Source organism: Asticcacaulis taihuensis, from assembly GCF_900100255.1.
Taxonomy (GTDB): Bacteria; Pseudomonadota; Alphaproteobacteria; order Caulobacterales; family Caulobacteraceae; genus Asticcacaulis; species Asticcacaulis taihuensis.
On the sequence record NZ_FMTS01000001.1, the window covers coordinates 387,282 to 410,639 of the forward strand.

The window sequence follows — 23,358 nt, forward strand, 5'->3', positions numbered from 1 at the left end:
CGGCAATCTGTTGCATTATGAGGAAGGTAAAAGCCCTGTTCCGCGCGCTGCTGTCAAGCGCCGGTTGGGCTAGCCGCCGCCCGTCAGGCGATTCAGCGCTGCTTGGTAGTTGGCGATCTGGTCGGTCATATATTGCGGCACCGCACCGCCGGTCTTGCCTTTTTTACTGTTTTCGCTCTCCTGCGGGTCACCGTAACGCAGATAGGTATAGGCTTTCTGGACATTTTTCAGCGTGTCCTGCAAGGAGGCGATCGCCTTGGCGATATTGGAGTCGGAATTCAGGTTCAACGAAGTGTCGAACTCCAGCCCCATCGTTTTCTGGGACTTGAGATAATTACTCGACGATGCATCCATCGTCTTGTCAGCATCATTGGTGATCATGCCGGATGCCAGCCCAAGTCCCGCCAGGGCGTCCTTGCCCGCCGGTCCGCTGACGATTTCCATCTGGCTCGATTTGTTCGCCGGCTTGATATCCAGCCGGTCGATCTGCTTGCCGGTGACCTTGGTAACATCCGCCGTCAGCTTGTAGCCGGAAGCGCGGGTGATTTTGGTGGCCAGGCTTTCCAGCGTGTCATTGGCCTCGATAGTGATGGTCTTCTTTACGCCGGTCTTGGGATCGACCAGGTAAAACTGGTCGCCGGTGCGCACACTGGTGCCCGAAGTAATCAGTTTGGAATCGGTGGTTTCGATCTTGCCGAGCGGCAGGCCGAGACGATCGAGCACACTGCCGGAATTGGCCGATACCGCGATGGCATTGGGCGTCACCATGCCGTTCGTGCCGGTATAACGGGTCTGGTATTCCACGGCACCCGTGTCGATATTGAGGCGCGCCAGATAGGCGTCATTGCCATTGATCTTGGTCGTGCCGTCGATCGCGCCATTGGTCTGGCCGGAAATCCACGCCTTGCCATTGGCAAACTGCACCTTGGCGTCTTTTTCAGTACCTGTGCCACCATAGAAGGCGATGCGGTCATTGGAGGTGACGGACATGTCCGCATCCACCGACAGGGCGAAGGCATCATAGGAGCCGGCATATTGCGCGGTTTCGTTGCCGGTGGCGCTCAGGAGGTTGCCAGACCCCGACGATCCGCCCAGATAGACCTTGCCGTTATAGATATCCATGCCGCTGATCGTGCCGCCGCCAATGCCGCCCAGGTCGCGCGAAGCCGACTGGGTGGCCGTATATTTGGTCGTGGTCACGCCCTTGGCGTCGGTCGTCGTGGTCGAGCCCAGGTCGAAGGTTTTCAGGACGGCATTGCCGTTTTCCACGCCGGCGACATAGAGCGTATTACCGTCTGCCTTGAGCTGAGACACCGTATCGCTCTGCGCCGTCCCGGTCTGGACGGTGAATTTGTAGTCGCCCGTAGCAGAAAAGCCCATGACATAGCCGTCATAGCCGCCCTTTGTCGTACCACTGGCGCCCTGCATCAAACCTTGAGTCTTACCGCCGACATAGACGGAGCCGTCATCGCCGAAGGTCACCGAGGTCGCTTCGTCGGCGCCGCTCGCGCCGCGCCTTTGCGTCCACTGCTCAACGCCAGCGGCATCGTAGACCGTAACGAAACTGTCTGCAGTCGTGTTATCGGCGCCGTTCAGGCTGGTCGTTGTGGTCGAGCTGCTGGTGGCCGTATGCGTGCCGCTGCCATAGGTTGTCACCTTCGTGGTGGCGACGTCCAGCGCGCCGGTCACCGAGCCGGTCACAGCCACCTTGCCATCGGCCGAGACCGCCAGGGCAAGGCCCGAGGCCGTATCGCTGGCACCCAGGGTGCGCGTGAAGACGATCTTGCCGGCGGAGTCGTACTTGATCAGGGCCACATCCTGGGTGCCCTTGATCGTCTGGTCGTCGGTCGTATTATCAACATTGGCCAGCACATAGAGCGACCCATCCGGCCCGGCGGCGGTCTGCAGGGCGTTGGCGATGGTGTCGTCGGATGAGCCGTTGGCGTCCACATTGGCCACGGAATCGGGCAGGACGGTCTGGCCGGATTCGCCGGCCGTCCAGTATTGCGCCCCGACCTTGGAGATCGCCGCCGCCGGCTGTTCGGTCGTGCTGGAACTGTCGGTCTGGAATTTCAGGATCTGCGAGGTGACGCTGTTGGTCGTGGTTGAGGTGCCGTCCGCCGCCTTTTTGGTGGTGGTGATCGTCGGGTCGCCGGTGGTCTGCACCACATAGACCGAATCCTGCAATGCCGGCGCGCTCATGGTGAGCGCCTCGGTCGTCACCCCCTTGATTTGCAACCCGAACGTATCCTGGCCGGCAGACAATGTGACCGTCTTGCCGTTGATTGTCGTCGTCGTCGGCACGGCCGGCGTGCGGTTAACCACGAACTTGGTCTGGAGCCCCTGCTCTTTCAGCTTGCTGTTGATGTAGCTGACCACGTTCGACATGCTGCGGGTCTGCGTACCCATTTCCGCCAGGTCGATATTGACGGCAAACGGCGTCGCCGTGCCGATCTTCTTGACGCTCATGGTAAACTTGACGTCGCCCTCGAACGCCTTGACGGCGGTCGAGGGCGAGCCGGTCTGGATCGCCGGGCCGGTATACAGGGTATCGGTCCGCGCCGTGCCGACCGTGCCCTTGAGTTCACTGGTCAGGGTGCCTTCGGTCAGGGACAGGTGATCGTATTTCGTATCGGACAGATAACTGCCGACCTCGGTCATGCCTGCGGCAAAACGGCGCTGGACCGCCGCCAGGGTCAGGGCGGATATCTTGGAATCCTGCGCCTTGCTGGCCAGCCCTTCCAGGGCATTCAAGCCCTGATACAGCGTGAAGAGTTTGGTATAGTCAGGCGAGGCGCCGGCTACATTGGAGGTGACGGCATTGGGATCGATAAACCGGCGCCCACCCAGAACCTTCGTGACCAGATCGTCTTCCGACATCATGCCGGAGCTGCCCGTCCAGGGCGCTGATGGCGCTGCCGCCTGGCCCGTGGGGGAATTGGTTTTCGTACTGGCGGAGCTGGTCGACGACGAACCAGACGATGACGCATCCGTCGTCGCAATGCCCATCTTGGCATTGTAATAATTGGTCAGCAATGAGGCATCGAAGGAGATGGTCACAACAGGTCCGACGGCGAATGACAGGTATCAGCGCTCAGTATCGACCCATAATCCTTAAGAGTCGTAAACACTTGAGATTAATGCGCCGGAAGTCCTGATAAAATAACGCCCAGACGGTCGCGCCAAACTGAAAAAGGCGAGCCCGAAGCCCGCCTTTTCACAGATATCCGGATACCTGCCGCCCTATTTGAACAGCGACAGGATCTGCTGCGGTGACTGGTTGGCGATCGACAGCGCCTGGGTGCCGAGTTGCTGCTGAACCTGAAGCGCCTGGAGGCGTGAACTTTCCTTGGCCATGTCGGCATCCACCAGATTGCCGATACCGCCGGTGATCGAATCCTGCAGTTTCGAGACGAAACTCAAATGGCCCTCGATCTGCTTGGCCTGCGAGCCCAGCGCGCCCAGATTGGCATTGAGATTATCGATCGATGTATCGAGTTGGCTGAGGAGCAGCGATGCGCCGGTGGCCGAGGAAATATCGCTGCCAGCGGAAAGCGTGATGATCGGCCCGCCCAGCGCCATGGTGCGAACACTCAGCGTGATGACCGAATTGGCGTCAGCATTGGCGATGAACTGGATGGCGTTGGACAGCGAACCGTCGATGATGTTGGAGCCGTTGAAAGTGGCGTTTTCCACCACGTGGGTAATCTGGCCGAGAATGGCCTTGTAATCGCTACTGAGCGCATTGCGCGACGTGGTGTCGATCGATGTGTCCATCGCGCCGACAACTTTTTCGCGCAACTGATTCAGCAGATCGGAGACCGATTCACCGGCCGCCAGCGACACATCCGCGATGGAAGACGCCCGGTTAAGGCTGTCGGTCACGGCGTTCAGGCCACCCAGGTCCGCGCGTTGCCCCTGAGCGATGGCGTAGACTGATGCATTGTCCTTGGCAGAGGAGACCGCCAGGCCTGTGCTGATCTTCTGCTGCGCATCCTCAAGGCTTTTGTTGGTTACATTGAGATTCTGCAAGGCAATCATCGCGGAGGAGTTCGTATGAACGCTCACTGTCATGGCCTAAATACCTTCTATAAAAACGCCGACTCAGCAGAGTCTTAACTTTTATGGTAAGCAAATGGTTAACAAGCGCAAACGACTTTTACCGCGCATTAGGGAATGCACGGTGGATAAATACAGATATTGACCTGAAAGCCCGGTTTAGACGTCCGTCTTTATGACCGAACCCGCCTGGTAATTCGAAGATTCTCTCATCTTGGCAAGCTCCTGACGCGGCAGAACGCGAACCACTTCGCCGGTATAGCGATCGATGGCCTTGTAGACCCAATCGCCCGTGTCCGGGTCCTTGTCGACCGTCAGCCGCAGCATGTAGGCCGGTGTCTGCCCCTGGCTGCTTCCCTTGGAAAGGTCGGCACCCGTTTCATTCTTCGATTGCTCCGAACCATTGCCGGCGGCAATCTCAACAGGCACGTCAGGCGCAGGTTTTACATGAGATACGTCAGGAACCTGCGGGAAACTGAGGATATTATTGATCATCTTCGCAACTCGCCTGCGCTCTTACACATCAGGCGCCCTCCGATAGAATGGGTGAAAAGAAAAAGGGAGACGAGCCTGTGGCCCGCCTCCCGATTTCAAGAGGCTTTGGACCGATTAACGGAACAGGCTCAGGACAGTCGAGGTCGACTGGTTGGCAATGGACAGGGCCTGAATGCCGAGTTGCTGCTTTGTTTGCAGAGCTTGCAGTTTGGCGCTTTCCTTGGCCAGGTCAGCATCGACCAGGTTGCCGATACCGGCAGTGATCGAGTCTTGCAGCTTGCCGACGAACTCCAGGTGGTTATCAACCGCCTTGGACGACGTACCCAGCTTGGCGAGAGCCGCCGAAACCGAGTTGATCGAGCTGTCGAGCGTGCTGAGCAGGGCGCCGGCCGACGACGCGGTCGAGAACGACGCGTTGCTGGCGAGGGTCACGATGCTGCCGCCGAGCGACAGGTTCTGAGCGGCAACCGTCAGGACGCTGGAACCATCGGCATTGGCAAGAGCCGTAACCGAGCCCTGGCTACCGTCAACGAGATTGATACCGTTGAAGGAGGCGTTGGTCAGGGTCTTGGTGATCTGATCGCGGATGGATTCGAAGTCGGCCTTGAGGGCGCTGCGGCTGGTGGAGTCCAGCGAAGTGTCGGAAGCGGCCAGGGCCTTTTCCTTCAACTGGGTCAGCATGTCCGAAACGGATTCGCCGGCGGACGAAGCAACGTCCACAACCGAAGTCGCACGGGACAGGGAGTCCTTGACAGCGTCGAGCGACGAAACGGTCGAACGCTGGCTTTGGGCGATGGCGAAAGCGGCGCCGTCGTCCTTGGCACTGCCAACCTTCAAACCGGTATTGATGCGGTTTTGGGTCGTTTGCAGGTCGGTGTTGGTTTTATTGAGGTTTTGCAGGGCAATCATAGCCCCGACATTGGTATTGACGCTATTCACGGGCATCGGTCTAGTCTTTCTTCTAGAAGTGAACCGGCGACGTTTTGTCTGCCGGCGGCATTTTGCCTAAGGTCGAGACTGCAAGAAAAGGGCCACAACGGCCAAATTTCGAAAAATACGCAACGAACTGATTTATTTGATTTTAATGGCACATTAAGGATATTTTTGCCGGGCAGTTTTTGCCGGGGAGCGGCAATATTTGCCGAGATCGGCAGCTTTTGCCCACAAACTTGCGCTCTTCGCCTCCCCCTTCAAAATGGGGACAACGGAAAATAAGCCGGGGCGGACGCGGCCCGCCCCGGCATAAGGGTTACTTGAACAGGCTGAGCACCGTTTGCGGCGCCTGATTGGCGATGGATAGCGCCTGCACGCCCAATTGCTGCTTTGTCTGCAACGATTGGAGTTTCGCGCTTTCTTTCGCCAGGTCAGCGTCCACAAGGTTGCCGATACCTGCCGTAACCGAGTCTTGCAGATTACCAATGAAGGTCATGTGCGCCTCCAGAGCCTTGGAAGACGTACCCAGTTTCGCCAGGGCCGCCGAGACATTGTTGATCGAGTCATCAATCGTCGTCAGCAGGGCGCCCGCGGAAGAAGCAGTGGCAAACGCAGCCGTCGTTGCCAACGTCACGATCGTGCCGCCGAGGCTCAGATTTTGCCCGGCGACGGTCAGTCGTGAATTGCCGTCGGCGTTCGCCAGGGCCTCAAGGCCCGGCAGAGACCCATCAATCAGGTTGATGCCGTTGAACTTGGCATTCGACATGGTCTTGGTGATCTGATCACGCAAGGCAGCGAAATCCGTGTTCAGGGCTTCCCGGCTGGTGGTATCCAACGACGTGTCGGAAGCTGCGAGTGCCTTCTCCTTCATCTGGGTGAGCATATCCGAAATGCTTTCACCCGCCGACATGGCCACATCCACGGAGGATGTCGCCCGGTTCAGCGAGTCTTTTACCGCATCCAGGGAGGCAACGGTGGATCGCTGGCTTTGAGCGATAGCGAAGGTCGCACCGTCATCCTTGGCTGAGCCCACCTTCAAACCGGTGTTGATCCGGTTCTGGGTGGTAGACAGTTCGGAATTCGTCTTGTTCAGGTTTTGCAGCGCAATCATTGCGCCAACATTGGTGTTCACCGAGTTGTTCAACATCGGATTTCCTTTCCATTCTGGTCGGGGGATTTAAACGGCTTTTGCCGCACAGCTATTTTAGCCGGTAATGCACACAGCAAGCCGGAGGCCAGGGAAAGGGTGGGCAAATTTTAATTTAATTCGTTGAAATTAAATAATATTATTTAGTTGCCACATGCCGAATCAACCCGCTAAAAACGGCACCCCGGCAAAAGCTTCCGTAAATCCCGACCGGGCGGCAATTTTAACCGGCCGTTAGCCATATTCGCCGGCATTTTCTGGCCAATCCTTCCATTGGAACACATTTTGCTCACAAAAATATGACCCTGTGAATTTCCCGTTTACCAAAACGATTTTGAAACCATTTACCGATTAGCCTAGTCTTTCCCGGCAAATGACGGCGAGATTCGCTATCGATTTTTTACACCCCTGAGCGCAGGACGGCGGCGCGCCTGGGGCTCTCTACTGGTTTGTAAGCTTATGACCGCAACACATGAAAACCCGGCCATTCTGACACGGCGCTCAACCCTCGGCTTGATGCTGGCCGCACTGGCGGGCAATGCCGCCGCCCCCTCCCTGATCCGGACCGTGGAACAAGTGGCTGCCCCGGCAACACCGGTAAAAAAGACGCTGGGACCGCCCCTGCTCGAATGGCCCAGCCTGACAGCGCTTGGCCAGGCGATGGTCGACAAAAAACTGACACCAGGCTTGAGCCTCAGCGTCATGGCTGCCGGCGTGCTGCTCTATTCCAAAGGGTTCGGCCTGGCCAATATAGAAAGCAATGCCGCCGCCACGCCGCAGACCGGATTTCGCGTGGCCTCGATCACCAAGCAGTTCACGGCCGCCGCCATTCTGCTCCTCGCCGAAGGCGGCCTTCTGACTCTTGATGATCCGTTGTCGAAATTCCTGCCAGCGGTGCCGCGCGGTGAAAACATCACCCTGCGCCAGCTCCTCAGCCACACCTCCGGTATGGGGGACTATATCAACGGGCAGCTCAGCAGCATCCTGACCGAGGCCCAGACCCGAGACTATACGGCCGACGAACTCATCAAAATCATCACCGCCCGCCAGCCCTTCTACCGCGCCCAGCCCGGCGCCACCTGGCTTTACAGCAACAGCGCCTTCACCCTTCTGGGCATTGTTGTGGAAAAGTTGTCCGGCATGGCCTTTGCCGACTTCTGCGCCCAGCATCTGTTTGCACCGGCCGGGCTGAGCCAAACGGTGATCGACAAAACCTGCACCACCACGGCCATCTGCAACGGCTATCGCCCCAACTTCCGGGCACCGACGAAATATGACCTGGCCATGCCTATTTCCCCGAGTTTCGCGGGCGGCGCCGGCGCCATCCGCTCCACCACGGAAGATCTGTGCCTGTGGCATCTGGCCCTGCTGAGCGGCAAGGTACTGAAGCCGGAAAGCGTGGAGGCCATGCTTACCCCCACCCTGCTCAGGAACGGCAAGCCTGCCTATGAACGCCAGGGCGCCGATCCGCTGGAATATGGACTGGGCCAGGGGCTCGGCACCATGAAGAGCCTGAAACTGGCAGCGCATGGCGGTCGTATCAACGGCTTCACCGGCCATCTGCGCAGCTTTACGGACAGCAAGTTGACCGTTGCTATTCTCTATAACAGTGATGGTGGCGGCGCACCCGGTTTCGCAGCGGCCCAAAAGGGTCTAAAAACCGAGGCCAGCCGCCTCGGCATCGAACATCTCGGCCTGGTCTGACCGCCTTATGATCGGCGATAGGACTGATCCGTATCCTGATTGTCAGCGTTCAGGCGTTCTTCCGAGCCATCGACGTAGAGATTTATCGATCCGTCGGCGGCCGTCTCGACGCGGTTGACTATCGCCGGCCCGCCAAAGCGATCGCGCATGTTTTCGTCATTGATGCGATGTTCCGGCTGGGGTGTGCTCTGGAAACGGAAATCGTTCGACAGGTAAATTTCCTCGCCGGTGTTGTTGTCGAAGATATGGTAAGTCGTCTCGGCCATTTGAATGCTCCTTCAGTAGGATCACTCTGCCACGACCTGGTATAAAAACAAGATACGGAAATTACATTGAAAGCCGGCAGCACGGCACCAGAGGTCAGGCTGCGCGCAGGAGGCGGACACCCTCACCTTCAGGCTCAAGCCTTAATGACGGGATGGCGGTCAGCATGGGCCTGAGCTGGGCCAGGGAGGCTGGCTTGACCATGTAGCCCGCCGCGCCCAGGGCCTTTGCCCTGGCCTGGTCCTGGTCATAGGTGGAGCCGGTACACATCACCACGGCTATATGCTTCAATGTCGCGTTCCTACGCACCGCCTCCAGAAGCTCGAAACCATCCATGCCGGGCATATTGATATCGAGTAAAAGCAGATCGACCGCCTCTCCAAGAATTATGGCCTGCTCCAGCATTTCCAGCGCCTCTCTTGCGCCATGGGCGACCTTGAGATTGAACTGCATCCTGTCCCGGACCTGAAGGAAAACACGGGCCAGTTCGATATCCGCCTTCCGGTCGTCGATCAGGAGCACATTCGCCAGCGGCGCGGCTGGCTGATCAGTCTTCAAGGCGTCGGTGCTCATATCATATGTCCTTCGCATCCTGCGGCGCTCAATGCGAACAACACAAATCGTAATGCGCCTTTCAGGTCACATTATACGTCGGTCATGTTCGCACTTCTCTATTAGGCAAATTACCGACGCATGTCTTAAGGCTTGGTCAACCCGCCGCCGCCAGGGTGCCCGAAAGTTGATTTTGACACTCTCATATGTGCGTGAGAAGCTGTTGTTATGGGTCTCTATTTCTCACATATCGACACGCTGGTTGGCGTAGCGACGGCCACCGTGGACGAAGACGGCGCCCTGCTTGAGTTCACTTTCCTGAATGGCGAGATGTCCAACCCTTTTTCCCGCCCCGACCAGGCGGAACACGCGCCGGTGAGGCTCAAAGAGGTAACCCGGCAGGTGCATGAATTCTTCGATCGCAAACGCACCGTTTTCACCCTGGACCTGAAACCGCGGGGCACTGACTTTCAGCTTAAGGTATGGAAGGCCCTGTGCAACATCCCCTTCGGAGAAACCTGGTCATACCAGCGGATTGCCGCTGCCACGGGCGACATCAATGCCACCCAGGCTGTCGGCGGCGCCAATAACAAAAACCCGATTGCTCTTATCATCCCCTGCCACCGTGTCATCGGCAAGAACGGCGCCCTGACGGGCTATGGCGGCGGCCTCCCGCTCAAGCAGAAACTGCTCGATTTCGAGACCCCGCTCCTCTTCTGATTGAGGAGGTTTTGCCACAGTCCTGCGGCATTGATACACCTTGCGATATTTCCGATAGGCTTAAGGGATCTCTGTGGAATATGATGGAGAGAAGCCGGCCAAAGCGCTACGAACCGGCAATACGGAGCCTCCCATGATTGCTCATCAAACGCCTGTCCGTCTGCTGATCCTGGCCCTGACGTCCATGGTTCTGCTGTCCGCCTGTAATCAGGAGCCCGGCGATTCCGCACCGAGCGAAGTACCGGCTTCCGCCCCGATGGACAGCAGTGCCTCCTCCTGAGTGTGACATTTTAACGGTCGCCAGACGCCCCGATTTGGCTTAAGACATGGATTTTCATTCAGAGGCAGATCACATGACGAAGGCCATCTTGCTATTCTCTGCTGCCACGCTGATCTTAAACGGCTGCGATTCCAAGGCGGATAATGATGATGCGCCGGACGTCGTGATGGCGGCACCTCATGTCTATACCGACGCGGAAAAGACCGCCATCCAGGCCACCTTCCCCGCCCCCTACAATACCGCCGACCTGGCCGCCGGCGAAAAGCAGTTCACCAAATGCCGCGCCTGCCACACAATCGGACCCGACAAGATGAACCTGGTGGGGCCGCATCTGTATGGTGTCTTCGGCCGCAAATCGGGAACCGAACCGGGCTACACCTTCACCGAAGCCATGACAGCCCATAATGTCACCTGGGATTTCGACACGCTGGATACCTACCTTGCCGCGCCCCAGTCGGTCGTCAAGGGTACGAAGATGAGCTATCAGGGCATCCAGAATGAAACCGACCGCCGCAATCTGATTGCCTGGCTCAAGCTGGAAACGACGCCCTATGCGGCGCCGGCAGCGGCTTCTGAATCGACCTCAAGCGCCGACTAGAACGTCTTCCACAGGCTGACAACGACCGCATGGACGGCCGGGACATTACGGCCGGCCACGGTTTGCCGCAGGCCGAGTTGCAGGCTGGTCTGCTGCTGGGGGCCGAAACAGCGCACCACGCTCAGTTCTGTATTGGCCCATTGCGCATATCCCCAGGCGGCCTTGTCGGTACGGCCGGCGAAAACCTGCGCCATGACCATCCATTTCGGTGACGGCTTCACCCCCAGAGTCGCATCGACACGCCATTCATTGGCTTCATATTGGCGCAGATGACGCGCTGCCTGAAGATCGACAAACGCATCCTTGCCCAGCAGTCTAAAATTCCGGCCGGCATAGGCGCGCAGGTCGTAATCGGTCCCGCCCTTCGACGTCTGGTCGTAATCAGTGCGCCGTCCTTTGCCGAAACCTTCGAGCGTGGCGCCCAACGCAAAGACGAAATCATCGGTACGTTTCAAGGTCCAGCGTCCTCCGGCTTCAATCGAACTCAGACCGGAAAAGCGTTCCGAACCAGTGGCATAGTCACGGTAATTGACCTTGGCTGTCAGGGTCAGGTGCTCGGTGACACCATGATCGACAAACAGCGACAGGTTGTTTTGCGTCCACTTATTCAGCGCGATCGTCTTGTCCCCGGAGGCATCGAAACCCTGATCCGCACTGCCAGGTTCATAGGTTATGATCGCCTGTGTCTCGCCCTTCATCTGCGGCCAGGCGCCTGCTTGCGCGACAGACGGCAATACCAGACACACCGCAAGCACGGCCAGCCGCAACCACATTTTCATGGATTTCCCCCAAACGGACCAAGTGTCCGCTTCGGCATCAAATCAAAAAATGGTTAATGAGGCAATATGCGACTTTAAAGCGATCAGGCAGGCCGAACGAACACCCGGCCCTCGTAAATACGTTCTATGATGACGCGATCACTGGCCGCCAGTTTCATCTGGCTCGATTCCCCCAGCACGGCCGGCCATTCGACGCCATCAAACACCACGCGGCCGGTGCGTTCGCCGCCTGACACCAGCTCAAAGCCGCTGAGCACCTCGGCCTCCTTGCCGACCATGCGCCTGTGCGGGTCGTTCACGTCCGGGCTGTGGCTGCTGACCTTGAGGAATTTCGGCGTCAGCAGTCCCATGACCAGACTCAGGACCGCGAAAGTCAGGGCCTGAAGGAACAGGCCGAACGGCAGGCCCGTCAGACAGATCACCGCCACCACGCCAGCCGCGGCGGCCGCCCACAGCAGCCATTGTGTGCCCAGAAACATTTCAATGCCGAGCAGAAGAAGACCGAAGACGAACCAGAACCAGAAGGCGTTCATCGACATCGGCCCCATCAGAAGAATGGCATTCATATCCATGTAAACCTCCTACGCCTTCTTCGCCGGCGCCTTCGTATCCGGTCCGACCGATTTGATCAGTTCGGCCACGCCGCCGACCATGCCAGCCAGGGACGACATATCGGCCGGCATGATTAGGGTCTTGGTATTGTTCGACTCGGCGAAACGGCCGAAGGCTTCGACATATTTCTGCGCCACGAAATAGTTGATGGCGTTGACATCGCCTTTGGCAATAGCCTGGGACACGACATCCGTGGCGCGGGCTTCCGCCTCGGCGGAGCGCTCGCGGGCCTCGGCGTCACGGAAGGCTGCCTCCTTGCGGCCCTCGGCTTCCAGCACGGCGGATTGCTTCGATCCTTCGGCGCGGGCAATCGCGGCCTGCTTTTCGCCATCCGCTTCGATGATCAGGGCACGACGTTCGCGTTCGGCCTTCATCTGGCGCGCCATCGAATCCGTTATGTCATGTGGCGGCTTCAAGTCCTTGATTTCAATGCGATTTACCTTTACACCCCACGGGCTGGTGGCATGGTCGATTACATTCAGCAGACGCGAATTGATGGCGTCGCGTTGGGAAAGCACCTCGTCCAGTTCCATGGCGCCAACGACCGTCCGCAGGTTCGTCATGGCCAGTTGGGTGATGGCGTTGTCAAGATTATCGACGCGATAGGCGGCCAGCGCGGCATCGATCACCTGGGTGAAGACGATGCCGTCGACCTTGACGTTGACATTGTCCTTGGTAATGACGTCCTGCTGCGGCACATCGAAGACGCGTTCCATCATATTGACCTTGCGCCCGATCGCCTCAACGAACGGCGTCAGGAAGGCGATGCCCGGCTTGAGCGTGCGCGTATAGCGGCCAAAGTTCTCGATGGTGAATTCGTACCCCTGGGGCACGATCTTCACGATGCTGAACAGCATCATGACGCCGAGCACGATGACGACAAAGGTCAAGGGTCCGAAAATGGAAATGGATTGCAGCAATTGGGCCTCCCCCGAAATCACACCACCAATATGGGGTATGTAATGGCCATTATACAGGGGGTTCCGGCCAGGCCCTAGCCAAATCGGCGTGAAAGCGGTTTAAGCCACTTCCGCCTTTGCGTCCGGCTGGTCTTCCTTGAGGCGCAGCAGCCCGGCCACCGTATCGATCAGCGTATCCATGATGATCGGCTTCGGGATATGCGCATCCATGCCGGCGGCATAACAGGCTTCGACCTGATCGTGCATGGCATCGGCGGTCAGGGCAACGATCGGCACATGCTGGCCTTCGGGTTCCTGCGACCGGAAGATACGCGTGGCCTCCAGGCCGCCCAGGCGTGGCATGTTGAGGTCCATCAGGACCAGATCATAGCGCGACATGTCGAGATCAAGCGCTTCCTGGCCATCGACCGCCTCGGTAATGATAAAGCCGAAGGGCTCGAGGAACAGGCGCGCCACCTTGCGGTTGACCGGGTGATCGTCGACCAGAAGGATATGCATCCCCGGCAGGTCGGCATTGTCATCGTGCTTGGGCATGGATTTCATTTCCGGCTGCTCCGATTCGGGCACGGCCATAACCTCGCCGGCTTCAAAAGTCATAACGAACACCGAGCCGATGCCCTCTTCGCTGGTGACGCTCAGGGAGCCGCCCATCAATTCCGCCAGGCGGCGGCTGATGTTGAGGCCCAGGCCGGTGCCGCCATATTTACGGGTGGTGACCGCATCCGCCTGGGTAAAGGCCTCAAACAGCTTGTCGAGTGTGGCCTTGCTCATGCCTATGCCCGTATCGCGGACCTCGACACGCACCCGATACCCGCCCTCTTCGCGCGGCGTGGCCGAGGCCAGGATGCGCACCGTACCCTTTTCGGTGAACTTCAGAGCATTGGAAACGAGGTTGGACAGGCACTGATAAACACGCAGCACATCAAAGGTCATCGGCGCCCTGGCGTTTTCGTCCAGTTCATAACGCAGCATCACGTCCTTGCCGTCGAGCAGCGAACCGTAGGTATTGATAACGCGCTCGATCATGTCCTTGAGCGTTGTAGGTGTTGGCGCCAACTCGATCTTGCCGGCTTCGATGCGCGACATGTCAAGCACATCATTGAGCAATACCAGCAGGGTCTGGCCGGAATCGACGAGGATATCGACCTGTTCGCGCTGGCTTTCGGTGAGGTCGTTTTTCTTGAGTGCCTGCGCCATGCCAAGCACGCCATTCAGCGGCGTGCGCAGTTCGTGGCTCATGACGGCGAGGAAGCGCGACTTGGCGGCATTTGCGGCTTCGGCATGTTCGTGCGCGTCACGCAGGTGCCACTGCATCCGGCGCATCCGGAAGACCCACAAAGCGCCGCCAACCAGAATCACCAGCAACAGTAAGGCGATCAGACCGGCCGCGCCGAGCAGCAGGTTGCGCATCTGCACCTGCTTGACCAGCAGGCGGCTTTCGGCTGTTTTGCCGTCCAGTTCCTTGCGCAGCGCCTTGTACATACCCTGTACTGAGTCCACGCGAGATTTTTCGTAATAGGCAGCCTGAGTGCGAGTCCATTCGTCCAGCGCATCAAAAGCTTCATTGCCACGGCCATCAGCACGCAGCATATAAGCCTGCAGACGCTTATCGAACGACGAATCAGGCGGGCTCATGCTTTCAGGTAAGGCCCGCAATTTGGCTAAGTAAAAACGAGCCTTCGTTGTGTCGGTTCCATCAGCATAGGCACGCGCGAGCAGGCGCATTTTCCACACATCCAGCACATTATTGATGATGCCTTTGTTAACATATGACTCAGCCAGGCACTCTCTGACCGCGGCATATTTTTGCGCCTGATCCTCAATAGTGGCGCACAGAAACTCATCCCAAGTCTTCAGGTCTTCAACATTATACTTGTTAACGTAGTCGGTATGCAGCTTTTGAAACTGCTCGGCGACCGGCATATCGTTTTCGTGCGCCGCCCATAAGGCCAGATCGTAGACCATATCGAGCTTTTGGGAGAAAAAGGCATTCTTTTGCGATAATTTCGCCATGGCCAGCATATTGTTGGCATAGGCGTCATAATCACCGACAGCGCCAAGCGAGAAAGCAGTAACCTGATATGCCGCCTCCAGCACGGGTTCGGCATCAGGGCCTTCCGCCTTGAGGTGTACGATAAGCTTGTCACCCAGATCGATAGCGTCTGCCCACTGCTCGAAATGTTGCAGGTAACGTATCCGTTCGATCATGACGATGCTTTGCAGCGCCTGATTGGGCGTCGTCAGATAAGCGCTCCACTCACGATCCGAGAAACCTTTAAAATCACCGATTTCACTTTGGTAAGCCTGGTACATAAACCGGGCCAACAAATCGAGATTGGTGTCGTCTTCTTTTTGAGCCAGTTTGAGAATGCGGTCGTGCCAAGCCAGTAATTTGCTTTCATTCTGGTCAGTTTTGTAGGCATATAATACCCGCCACAAGGCGTGAATTCGAGCATCGCCGGAAAGCCTGACAGCACGCTCGCCATAAGTGTCAATCTCATTTTCAGTGTATGTAAACGGGCTGGAGGCCACCAGATTATATACAGCCAGCAATTTATCGTGCCGCGGGGCGATCGGTTGTTCCTGCGCAAACACCGATATGGGCATCACAAAAAAGGCGAGCAGGAGTGCCCCCACTAAAGCAAGCCAATGCTTTACGGTCGCAATGCTCATTGCGCGATCAGAGCGACCCATGCCGTCTCCCGTTACCTAAAGTTCTTCCATTTGGCCATAAAGACCTTAGGATTCACTTAAACTGCAAGGTTACGAAGACGGTAATATGCAAACGCCCCGCGGCAAGCGCGGGGCGTAAAAGTTATTACTGAATTCCGTCAGTTTCGGGCGTAATTAACGCATACCACCACAGACGCAACCGAACTGCGGCGAGCAGTTGCAGGTCGGCATCTGGTGGGCGACAGCTTGGCTAACGGCGAAAGAGGCGCCGGCAGCGGCAACCATAGCGACAACAGCGATAGTCAACTTCTTCATAAACTTACTCCTGAGACTCACCAAAAGAACATTTGACGCAGTCTGGAGCTCCGCACTGACGTTTGGAATTACAGCCCTGCCGCACGGATTCGAGTGGGATTAACCACTTCTATTACCGTTAACAGCCATTAACCACAAAAATGAAACTCGCACAAGACGCGAAATTACCGCATCCGCCTCCATACTTTGATTTTTTGTATTCTTTGACCGTACGCGACCGAAAGGTCACAGTCCTTTTTAACGACCTGAATTTTGCCGGGCGTGTGCGGATTTCAACAGCACGTCATGCATATCCGCATTATTAATCAATGACATAGCCACATCCAGACGCATGAAGCGCGCCGCATCGGCGTCATCTCCGGCTACCGGCTCCCCTGCAAGCCACTCAGCGCCGTAATCGATCAGAATATAATGAAATTCCGGCTCGATTATCTCGTAGATGGCGAGTAATCCGCTGATTTTCGCCTCTACACCGGTTTCTTCAAACAACTCACGCAAGGCGGCCGCCTCTAGTCTCTCCCCCCGCTGCACCTTGCCACCGGGAACCGTCCACTCACCCTGACGAGGCGCTTGTCCGCGCCGTATCAGCAGAACTTCGTCGCCCCGCCAGCACACAACCCCCACGGCAGGCACCGGATGTGAGCCGGACTGACCGGATGGATTAGGTTTTGTGTCTTGCACTTCCCGCCTCTCTCGCTTAACGCAACGCGAACACCTAACCTTTAGCCAGAGTCTCATCCATGTCTACGCCCGCCTTTCCCGACGCTCCGCCCGTCTCGCCCGAAGTGCTCGCGCAGATCAAGGCCGTGGTCGGTGAAGCCGGTTACAGCGAAGACCCGATGCGTGTCGACCCGAAGCTGACCGAATGGCGCGGCAAATGGAAGGGCCACACCCCCCTGCTCGTCCTGCCGAAATCGACCGAGGAAGTCTCGGCAGTGGTCAAGATCTGCTATGACAATGGGGTGGCCATCACGCCGCAGGGCGGCAATACCGGCCTGGTCGGCGGGCAAATCCCTTTCGGCGAAATCCTGATCTCGCTGGAACGCATGAAGGCGGTCCGCGATGTGGCCCCGACCGATGACACCATGGTGCTGGAATCCGGCCTGAGCCTTTTGGATGCCCAGCAGATCGCTGAAAAAGCCGGCCGCTATTTTCCGCTGTCGCTGGCGGCCGAAGGCACCGCCACGGTCGGCGGCGTGATCAGCACAAACGCCGGCGGCACGGCCGTACTGCGCTATGGCGTGACCCGCGACCTTGTGTCCGGACTTGAGGTGGTACTGCCCAATGGCGATATTTTCCATGGCCTGAAGCGCCTGCGCAAGGACAATACGGGCTACGATATTAAACACATGTTTATCGGCGCCGAAGGTACGCTCGGCATCATCACCGCCGCCTCGCTGAAACTCTTCCCGATCATGAACTCGCGCTCGACGGCGATCGTGGCTTTCGACAGCGCGCAGAAAGCGATCGACCTGCTGGTTCGTGCCAAGCAGGAAACCGGCGGACAGGTTGAGGCCTTCGAACTGATGGGCCGCTATGGTCTCTCGCTGGTGCTGAAGCACATTCCCGATACGCGTGAGCCGTTGGGCGCCGAATATCCATGGTACGCCCTAATCGAAGTCGCGTCCGGCGATCCGGAAGGCGCCGCCTCATCGATGGAGCGCCTGCTGGAGGCCGCCTTCGAGGAAGAACTGGTGCTCGACGCCGTCATCGCCCAGAACGAAACCCAGGCCGCCGAGTTCTGGCGCCTGCGCGAAGACCATTCCGCCGCCGAGAAGGCCGAAGGCGCCGCCTGGAAGCACGACATTTCCGTGCCCCTGTCGCGCATGGCCGAATATATGGAAGAAGGCGCGAAGGCGATCGAAGCCTTCCTGCCCGGTGCGCGCCTTGTGGCCTTTGGCCATGTCGGCGACGGCAATGTCCACTTCAACGTGATCGTACCCGAAGGCATGGACGCTGGCGAATTCAACGCCATGCGCGATGCTGGCGCCAAGGTCGTGCATGATCTGGTCAATGAATATGAAGGCTCGATATCGGCCGAACATGGCCTCGGCCGCATGAAAACCGAAGAAGCCCTGCTCTACAAGGACCCGGTGACGGTCTCGGCTATGCAGGCTCTGCGCCTGGCGCTTGATCCGAAGCGCATCATGAACCCGCATGTGTTGTTTTAGCGCGCAAATATAGCGTCAACAGCCGCCTGGGCCAGGTCTTCCGCCGGATCATCCTTGGCGCGAATGACACCCGCCACGCTCTTGAGCAAATCATGCATGGTGAAGGGCTTGGGCAATAAGGCATCCGCCCCGGCCGCCTTGGCTGCGGCCAGGACATGGACAGCGGTAATGGTGGCGTCAACGCCTTCCGACATGGCCACAACCTTGCAGTGACCGAAGTCGCTCTTGATCTGGGCTGTCCCCTCGATACCACCGATACCGGGGATAAGCACCGCCGTCACCACGACATCGATCAGGCCGAGATTATGATCGAAGAAAGCGTCTTCCATATTGGCCGCATAGGAAACCTTATAGCCGACCTGCTTCAGCACCCGGCAGATATCGTTACGCAGGTCTTCATTGTCCTCGATGACCAGGACATTGTGGTCTTTCGAGCGGGCGCGATGATAGGCATTGGTATCGGCCAGCAGGTTTTTCAGCTTTTCCGGATTGAACGGCTTGGGCAGGACAAAATCCGCCCCGGCGACCCGCGCCTGGTTCATGGCGGTGGTAATGGCGTTGCCACGCCCGCCACCATCGGACATGATGGCCAGGGGGGCATCCTGGGCTTCACCGCGGATCTGATCGATATGTTCAATGGTGGCGCCATTGGCATCATAGGCATCGAACAGCAGTAAATGGAAACGGCTGCCCTTCAGCATCCGCATGGCCATTTTCTGATCGAAGCTGAGAACAGAGGTCCATTTCTGCTGATGCAGCATCAAGGCAATGCGCTGCGCCAGATCACGGTTCTGATCCATTATAAGCACGCTGCCTTGACTCATACGGAACCCTTGAAACGGCGACTTTATTCTTGTTTCCCGAATTTAAGTAAAAAACACTTAAAATCTCAATAACGCTCCAAGGGCGTCTTTTAATGCACTAAGTTTTATAAATTCGTGCGGCAATATATTACACAAACGGTTAGCAGATACCATTCAAAAACGTGCTGTTTGCTTAATCATTATTATGGTTTACAGGCAGATAACCATATAGTCATTATCATCAGGCAACGGCGCAGGCTTCACCCAGGATCGCTTCAATCAGATAGGTCAGGTCGCTGGCGGAAAACGGCTTGGGCAGTAAGGCATCCGCCCCCATGTATTTGGCAGCGGAAAGCGCCTGGGCATTGCCCACCCGATTGTCAGACCCGGCGGACATGGCAACAATGGCCACCTTCGGCCAGGTCGATTTGATGATCTGGATGCCCTCGATTCCCCCCATACCCGGCATGAAGATATCGGTAATGACGACATCGACGTGGGCGATATCAACGCGATCGAATGCCTCCTCCATCGAACGCGCCTCGCTGATGCGGTAACCTTCCTCCGCCAGTGCCACAGTGGTCAATTTGCGAACCACCCGGCAGTCATCGACGACCAGGACGTGTTTGGGCCGGACCGGCGCGCGGCGCATCTTGGCGGCCTCATCAAGGATAATAGCCAGGTCATCAGGCGCGAAAGGCTTGGGCAGAACAAAATCCGCCTGAGCGCGGCGCGCGGCATTGAGGGTCGAATTGAGTGCCGCGCCACCGGCTCCGCCGGCGCTCATGATGGCGATCGGCACGCCTGGCGCCAGTTCACGGATCTCCGGCAGCAGGGTCAGGGTATTGCCGTCATCGACATACACATCGAGCAGAAGCAGATCGACGCGCGACGCCCTGAGTTGCTGAAAGACCATCTTGTGATCGAAGCTCAGCACCGCCGACCACCCCAGTGGCGTAAGCATACGTGAAATCAGTTGCGCCTGGACGCGGCTGTCTTCCAGAACAAGTACAGTACCGGCGGATACGGGCATGTGGATGGCTCCCCTATTGTCTTGGTCATACACTTACGCGCCGAGATCGGGCCTTGCCGAAATCGGTTACGGGTACGCTTAAGCAACTGGAACGCTACTGACCTCTCTCCTGAACTCCCGTCAGGCCGGCTCTGATTGTCTTGCCATTCTATTGTACAGAATGACGAACATCCTTATGTTGGCCGGTGACGCGAACCCTAAACCGCAAAGCTTAAAAAAACCGTTCATGCTGACTCTTTTATCGCCCGCCAAATCGCTCGACCTTACGCCCTTCGATGACGGCATCAGCCCCACGGAACCGCGGTTCTCGGAACAGAGCGCAAAACTATTAAAAAGCCTCAAGCGATTAAAGCCGAAGCACATCGCCGAACTGATGGATATTTCACCGGCGCTCAGCGAACTGAATTATGAGCGCTATCAGGGCTTTGAAGACCAGACACGGGGCGCCGCCGCCTTTATGTTCGATGGCGATGTTTATAGCGGTCTCGAAGCCCGCACGCTGGACAAAGCCGGCCTGGAATGGGCGCAGGATCATATCCGCATCCTGTCTGGCTTTTACGGCGTATTGCGACCGCTCGACCTGATCCGTCCGTACCGTCTGGAAATGGGATCGCAACTGAAAACAGGACGTGCGGACTCGCTGTATCAGTTCTGGGGCGACAGCCTGGCCAAAAGCCTGAATGAAGAATTGAAGTCGCAAGGGGATGACACGCTCGTCAATCTGGCCAGCACCGAATATTCGCGCGCTGCCCTGACAAAAGTGCTGAAGGCAAATGCTGTCAGTCCACGCTTTCTCGAAATCAAGGGCAATGAGGCTAAGATCGTTTCCTTTTTCGCCAAGAAAGCCCGTGGCCTGATGGCGCGATACATGATTGATAACCGCATCGACCGCATCGATGGCCTGAAGGATTTCAGAGTGGCCGATTATCAATTCCGCGCCGACCTGTCGAAGGACGGTGACTGGGTGTTTACCCGCCCGCAGCCAGCCCTGGTAACGAAGAAGAAGGCCGCTTAACCGACAAACCCCGCCGCGCGTTTGATACGGTCATTGATGGCCTCGCCGATGCCGTCTTCCGGCATGGGAGCGATTTCGATCACAGGCGGGTTCAGGCGGTCGGCTTCACGCAAGGCCCGGAAGAGATTTGCGGCAGCCTCATGCAGATCGCGCCTGGCACTGAGTTGGATGACCGGACCGGTGAAATTCGTCGGCCCGAAAGCCAGATAGGCCGCGCTGGCGGACGGTTCATCCACATTGATTTTAACGGGCGCGTCCGGCGCATAGTGCAGGCTCAGCCGTCCAGGAGACCGGTGGCCTTCGGCCTGATCAGACGCCAGCGGCCCAATTACCGCCTCGACCTGTGCCCGGGTTACGGCACCGGCACGCAGGTAGCGAGCATCATCGAGTAGACTGACAACCGTTGATTCCACGCCAACATGGCAGTCGCCACCGTCCGGCGACGCCTGGACAAAGGCGCCGGTTTCCTCATAGGCATCCGCTTGCGTGGTAGGACTCGGCCGCCCCGAGCGATTGGCCGAGGGCGCCACCACGCCTCCGCCAAAACCGCGCAAGATATCCAGAGCCATCGGATGCGCAGGCATCCGCAAGGCCACGCTATCCAGGCCGGCGCGCGCCAGATCGCAGGCCAGACCAGCATCGCGTACCGGCACAACCAGAGTCAGCGGGCCCGGCCAGAAGGCTTTCGCCAAGGCGCGCGCACGATCATCGAACACGCCGATTTGTTCGGCCAGGACGATATCGCCGATATGCACGATCAGCGGATTGAAACGCGGTCGTCCCTTGGCCTCGAAAACCTTGATGACCGCTTCCGGATCATCGGCGCGCGCACCAAGCCCGTAGACCGTCTCCGTCGGCAGATGGATCAGCGCCCCCTCACGCAGGGCGCTTACCGCCGCATCGACATCACTCATTTCGACGCTTTAGCCTTCAGGTTGATCTTCACGGTCACCTTGGCTGGCACCGAATCCGTCTTGGCCCAGTCGCCCGTTCCGACCCCGAAGGCCGTGCGATCCAGATCGACCGTACCCGACATGATGGCGACGCCCGACTTGATATTCAGCGTGAACGGCAGGTTGAGGGGCTTCGTCGTGCCGTGCATCGTCAGCCTGCCCTTGGCAACGAAATGGGTCGCGTCTGTTTTGGTGAAGCTGGACGCCTCGTAAATGGCCTTGGGCGTGGCGGCGACATTGAAGAAGGCATCGCTTTTCAGCGTGCCGTCGCGGTCGCCATCGCCGGAATTGACCGAGGCCAGATCGATCGTTACCTTGACGTGCGATTTATCGAGTTGCTCCGGATCGAAGGCAATATTGGCCGGATAACTGCTGAATCCACCATTGATCGCCTCACCGGAAAAGGTGGTGGCGAATGCGATGGTAGTGGCGGATTTGTCGACAATCCAGTTGGTCACTGCGGCAGCAGAAGACGCGCTCGAAGCGGCATCGGCCGAAGACGCGACTGCCGAGGCTGGCGCTTCCACTGAAACAGACTCAGCCGCAGCCTCGGGCAGTGGCGGCGGTGCCTCTTTGCCTTCGTTCAGCGGCGTTCCGCGATAAATACCGAAACCGAGCGCCACGGCCAGACCGACCACACCGATCGGCAGGAGCCAGCGGTAGTTCAGGATCGGGCGCGGCGTCAGACCCGGCACCATATGCTCGACCACCGTATCCTTGTCGACAAACTGGTGCTTCAGTGCCGCCAGGACATGCAGCGGGATCATGACATAGAAGATCAGCTTAGCGAGCAGGCCGTGCACGGTCTCGAAGGTTTCGTGTGTTTCGTGGTTCTGCGGCACGGGCAGGTGCGGCCAGGCGATACCGAAGAAGGGAACCTCCCGCGCAGAGGTCGACACCATCAGCCAGCCGGACAAAGGCAGGGCGATCATCACCAGATAGAAGCCGAGATGCAGCGCCTTGGCGGCCAGGGCCTGCCATTTTGGCATAGGCGGTTCGGGCGGCGCCTTGTAGGCCACGCGTAACCCAATGCGCAGGAAGGTCAGCAGCAGGATCAGAATACCGATCGACTTATGCAGGTTGGCGCGATTGAGCAGGAAGGTATCCTTGTCCTCGAAGCGCCAGCCCAGGAAGACCATGAACAAAATCAGAAAGGCCATCAGCCAGTGAATATAGCGGCTATAACGATTATAGCTGGTTGGGGTCAGATCTGTCATAACGGCCACTCTCCTCAGATATGCCTTGCATACACTACCCGTCATAAGGGGTCATGCAAAAACAAATGCAATAGTCACGATTACAATTTAATCAAAGTTGACGTTCACGTAAATT

General features: G+C 57.8%; 23 protein-coding genes. 6 read left to right on the forward strand and 17 right to left on the reverse strand.

Going from position 1 to position 23,358, the window contains the following annotated elements; genetic code table 11:
* Positions 1-69 precede the first annotated feature (69 nt).
* The 5 genes from BLO49_RS01845 to BLO49_RS01865 form a co-directional block, all read right to left on the reverse strand.
* On the reverse strand, positions 70-3,060 hold the full coding sequence (locus BLO49_RS01845) for an autotransporter outer membrane beta-barrel domain-containing protein (protein ID WP_245678821.1): 2,991 nt from the start codon (positions 3,058-3,060) through the stop codon (positions 70-72).
* A gap of 183 nt (positions 3,061-3,243) precedes the next feature.
* On the reverse strand, positions 3,244-4,074 hold the full coding sequence (locus tag BLO49_RS01850) for a flagellin (RefSeq protein ID WP_090643478.1): 831 nt from the start codon (positions 4,072-4,074) through the stop codon (positions 3,244-3,246).
* A 144-nt stretch (positions 4,075-4,218) separates the two neighbouring features.
* Positions 4,219-4,554 carry a flagellar biosynthesis protein FlaG gene (locus BLO49_RS01855; protein WP_090643481.1) on the reverse strand — a complete coding sequence of 112 codons (336 nt, stop codon included), beginning with the start codon at positions 4,552-4,554 and terminating at the stop codon, positions 4,219-4,221.
* Positions 4,555-4,668: 114 nt separating this feature from the next.
* Positions 4,669-5,499: a flagellin gene (locus BLO49_RS01860; protein WP_090643485.1), complete on the reverse strand. Its 831-nt coding sequence runs from the start codon at positions 5,497-5,499 to the stop codon at positions 4,669-4,671.
* 304 nt (positions 5,500-5,803) lie between these two features.
* On the reverse strand, positions 5,804-6,634 hold the full coding sequence (locus tag BLO49_RS01865) for a flagellin (RefSeq protein ID WP_090643487.1): 831 nt from the start codon (positions 6,632-6,634) through the stop codon (positions 5,804-5,806).
* A 459-nt stretch (positions 6,635-7,093) separates the two neighbouring features.
* Here BLO49_RS01865 and BLO49_RS01870 point away from each other — a divergent pair, with 459 nt between their 5' ends.
* Entirely contained in the window at positions 7,094-8,338 is a 1,245-nt protein-coding gene (locus tag BLO49_RS01870; RefSeq protein WP_090643490.1) for a serine hydrolase domain-containing protein, read from the forward strand.
* 5 nt (positions 8,339-8,343) lie between these two features.
* Here the strand turns inward: BLO49_RS01870 and BLO49_RS01875 are convergent, their stop codons facing one another.
* Together BLO49_RS01875 and BLO49_RS01880 are read right to left on the reverse strand one after the other, a co-directional pair.
* Positions 8,344-8,604 carry a hypothetical protein gene (locus tag BLO49_RS01875; protein WP_090643493.1) on the reverse strand — a complete coding sequence of 87 codons (261 nt, stop codon included), beginning with the start codon at positions 8,602-8,604 and terminating at the stop codon, positions 8,344-8,346.
* A 94-nt stretch (positions 8,605-8,698) separates the two neighbouring features.
* A complete protein-coding gene (locus BLO49_RS01880; RefSeq protein WP_170828160.1) occupies positions 8,699-9,175 on the reverse strand; it encodes a response regulator in 477 nt (158 codons plus the stop codon).
* 207 nt (positions 9,176-9,382) lie between these two features.
* On the opposite strand from BLO49_RS01880, the gene BLO49_RS01885 reads away from it, so the two are divergent.
* The 3 genes from BLO49_RS01885 (at position 9,383) to BLO49_RS01890 (ending at position 10,752) form a co-directional block, all read left to right on the forward strand.
* The gene (locus tag BLO49_RS01885) at positions 9,383-9,874 is read left to right on the forward strand and encodes a methylated-DNA--[protein]-cysteine S-methyltransferase (RefSeq protein WP_090643497.1); all 492 of its coding nucleotides are present in this window, start codon (positions 9,383-9,385) and stop codon (positions 9,872-9,874) included.
* 133 nt (positions 9,875-10,007) lie between these two features.
* Positions 10,008-10,154, forward strand: a complete 147-nt coding sequence (locus BLO49_RS18305) for a hypothetical protein (RefSeq protein ID WP_170828161.1) — start codon at positions 10,008-10,010, stop codon at positions 10,152-10,154.
* A gap of 73 nt (positions 10,155-10,227) precedes the next feature.
* The gene (locus BLO49_RS01890) at positions 10,228-10,752 is read left to right on the forward strand and encodes a c-type cytochrome (protein WP_090643499.1); all 525 of its coding nucleotides are present in this window, start codon (positions 10,228-10,230) and stop codon (positions 10,750-10,752) included.
* Here the strand turns inward: BLO49_RS01890 and BLO49_RS01895 are convergent.
* The 6 genes from BLO49_RS01895 to BLO49_RS01915 form a co-directional block, all read right to left on the reverse strand.
* Positions 10,749-11,531, reverse strand: coding sequence for a hypothetical protein (locus tag BLO49_RS01895; RefSeq protein ID WP_090643502.1), 783 nt, complete (start codon positions 11,529-11,531; stop codon positions 10,749-10,751). The genes BLO49_RS01890 and BLO49_RS01895 overlap by 4 nt on opposite strands.
* A gap of 83 nt (positions 11,532-11,614) precedes the next feature.
* On the reverse strand, positions 11,615-12,103 hold the full coding sequence (locus BLO49_RS01900) for an NfeD family protein (protein WP_090643504.1): 489 nt from the start codon (positions 12,101-12,103) through the stop codon (positions 11,615-11,617).
* A gap of 9 nt (positions 12,104-12,112) precedes the next feature.
* Positions 12,113-13,003, reverse strand: coding sequence for an SPFH domain-containing protein (locus BLO49_RS01905; protein ID WP_090645969.1), 891 nt, complete (start codon positions 13,001-13,003; stop codon positions 12,113-12,115).
* A gap of 159 nt (positions 13,004-13,162) precedes the next feature.
* On the reverse strand, positions 13,163-15,376 hold the full coding sequence (locus BLO49_RS01910; protein ID WP_245678822.1) for an ATP-binding protein: 2,214 nt from the start codon (positions 15,374-15,376) through the stop codon (positions 13,163-13,165).
* A 534-nt stretch (positions 15,377-15,910) separates the two neighbouring features.
* A complete protein-coding gene (locus BLO49_RS18310) occupies positions 15,911-16,051 on the reverse strand; it encodes a hypothetical protein (RefSeq protein WP_170828162.1) in 141 nt (46 codons plus the stop codon).
* Between the two features lie 237 nt (positions 16,052-16,288).
* On the reverse strand, positions 16,289-16,789 hold the full coding sequence (locus tag BLO49_RS01915) for an NUDIX domain-containing protein (protein ID WP_090643507.1): 501 nt from the start codon (positions 16,787-16,789) through the stop codon (positions 16,289-16,291).
* A 2-nt stretch (positions 16,790-16,791) separates the two neighbouring features.
* On the opposite strand from BLO49_RS01915, the gene BLO49_RS01920 reads away from it, so the two are divergent.
* Entirely contained in the window at positions 16,792-18,222 is a 1,431-nt protein-coding gene (locus BLO49_RS01920; RefSeq protein WP_090643509.1) for an FAD-binding oxidoreductase, read from the forward strand.
* Here the strand turns inward: BLO49_RS01920 and BLO49_RS01925 are convergent.
* Together BLO49_RS01925 and BLO49_RS01930 are read right to left on the reverse strand one after the other, a co-directional pair.
* A complete protein-coding gene (locus BLO49_RS01925) occupies positions 18,219-19,046 on the reverse strand; it encodes a response regulator (RefSeq protein WP_245678823.1) in 828 nt (275 codons plus the stop codon). The genes BLO49_RS01920 and BLO49_RS01925 overlap by 4 nt on opposite strands.
* 220 nt (positions 19,047-19,266) lie before the next feature.
* Complete coding sequence (locus BLO49_RS01930; RefSeq protein ID WP_090643514.1) at positions 19,267-20,058, reverse strand: response regulator; 792 nt, start codon at positions 20,056-20,058, stop codon at positions 19,267-19,269.
* A gap of 226 nt (positions 20,059-20,284) precedes the next feature.
* Between BLO49_RS01930 and yaaA the strand changes: the two genes are divergently transcribed.
* Positions 20,285-21,073 (forward strand): peroxide stress protein YaaA, encoded by a 789-nt coding sequence (gene yaaA / locus BLO49_RS01935; protein WP_090645972.1) that lies wholly within the window; start codon positions 20,285-20,287, stop codon positions 21,071-21,073.
* Here the strand turns inward: yaaA and BLO49_RS01940 are convergent.
* Entirely contained in the window at positions 21,070-21,987 is a 918-nt protein-coding gene (locus tag BLO49_RS01940) for an L-threonylcarbamoyladenylate synthase (protein WP_090643516.1), read from the reverse strand. The genes yaaA and BLO49_RS01940 overlap by 4 nt on opposite strands.
* A complete protein-coding gene (locus tag BLO49_RS01945; protein WP_090643519.1) occupies positions 21,984-23,243 on the reverse strand; it encodes a YceI family protein in 1,260 nt (419 codons plus the stop codon). The genes BLO49_RS01940 and BLO49_RS01945 overlap by 4 nt, the downstream gene beginning before the upstream one ends.
* Between the last annotated feature and the right edge of the window lie 115 nt (positions 23,244-23,358).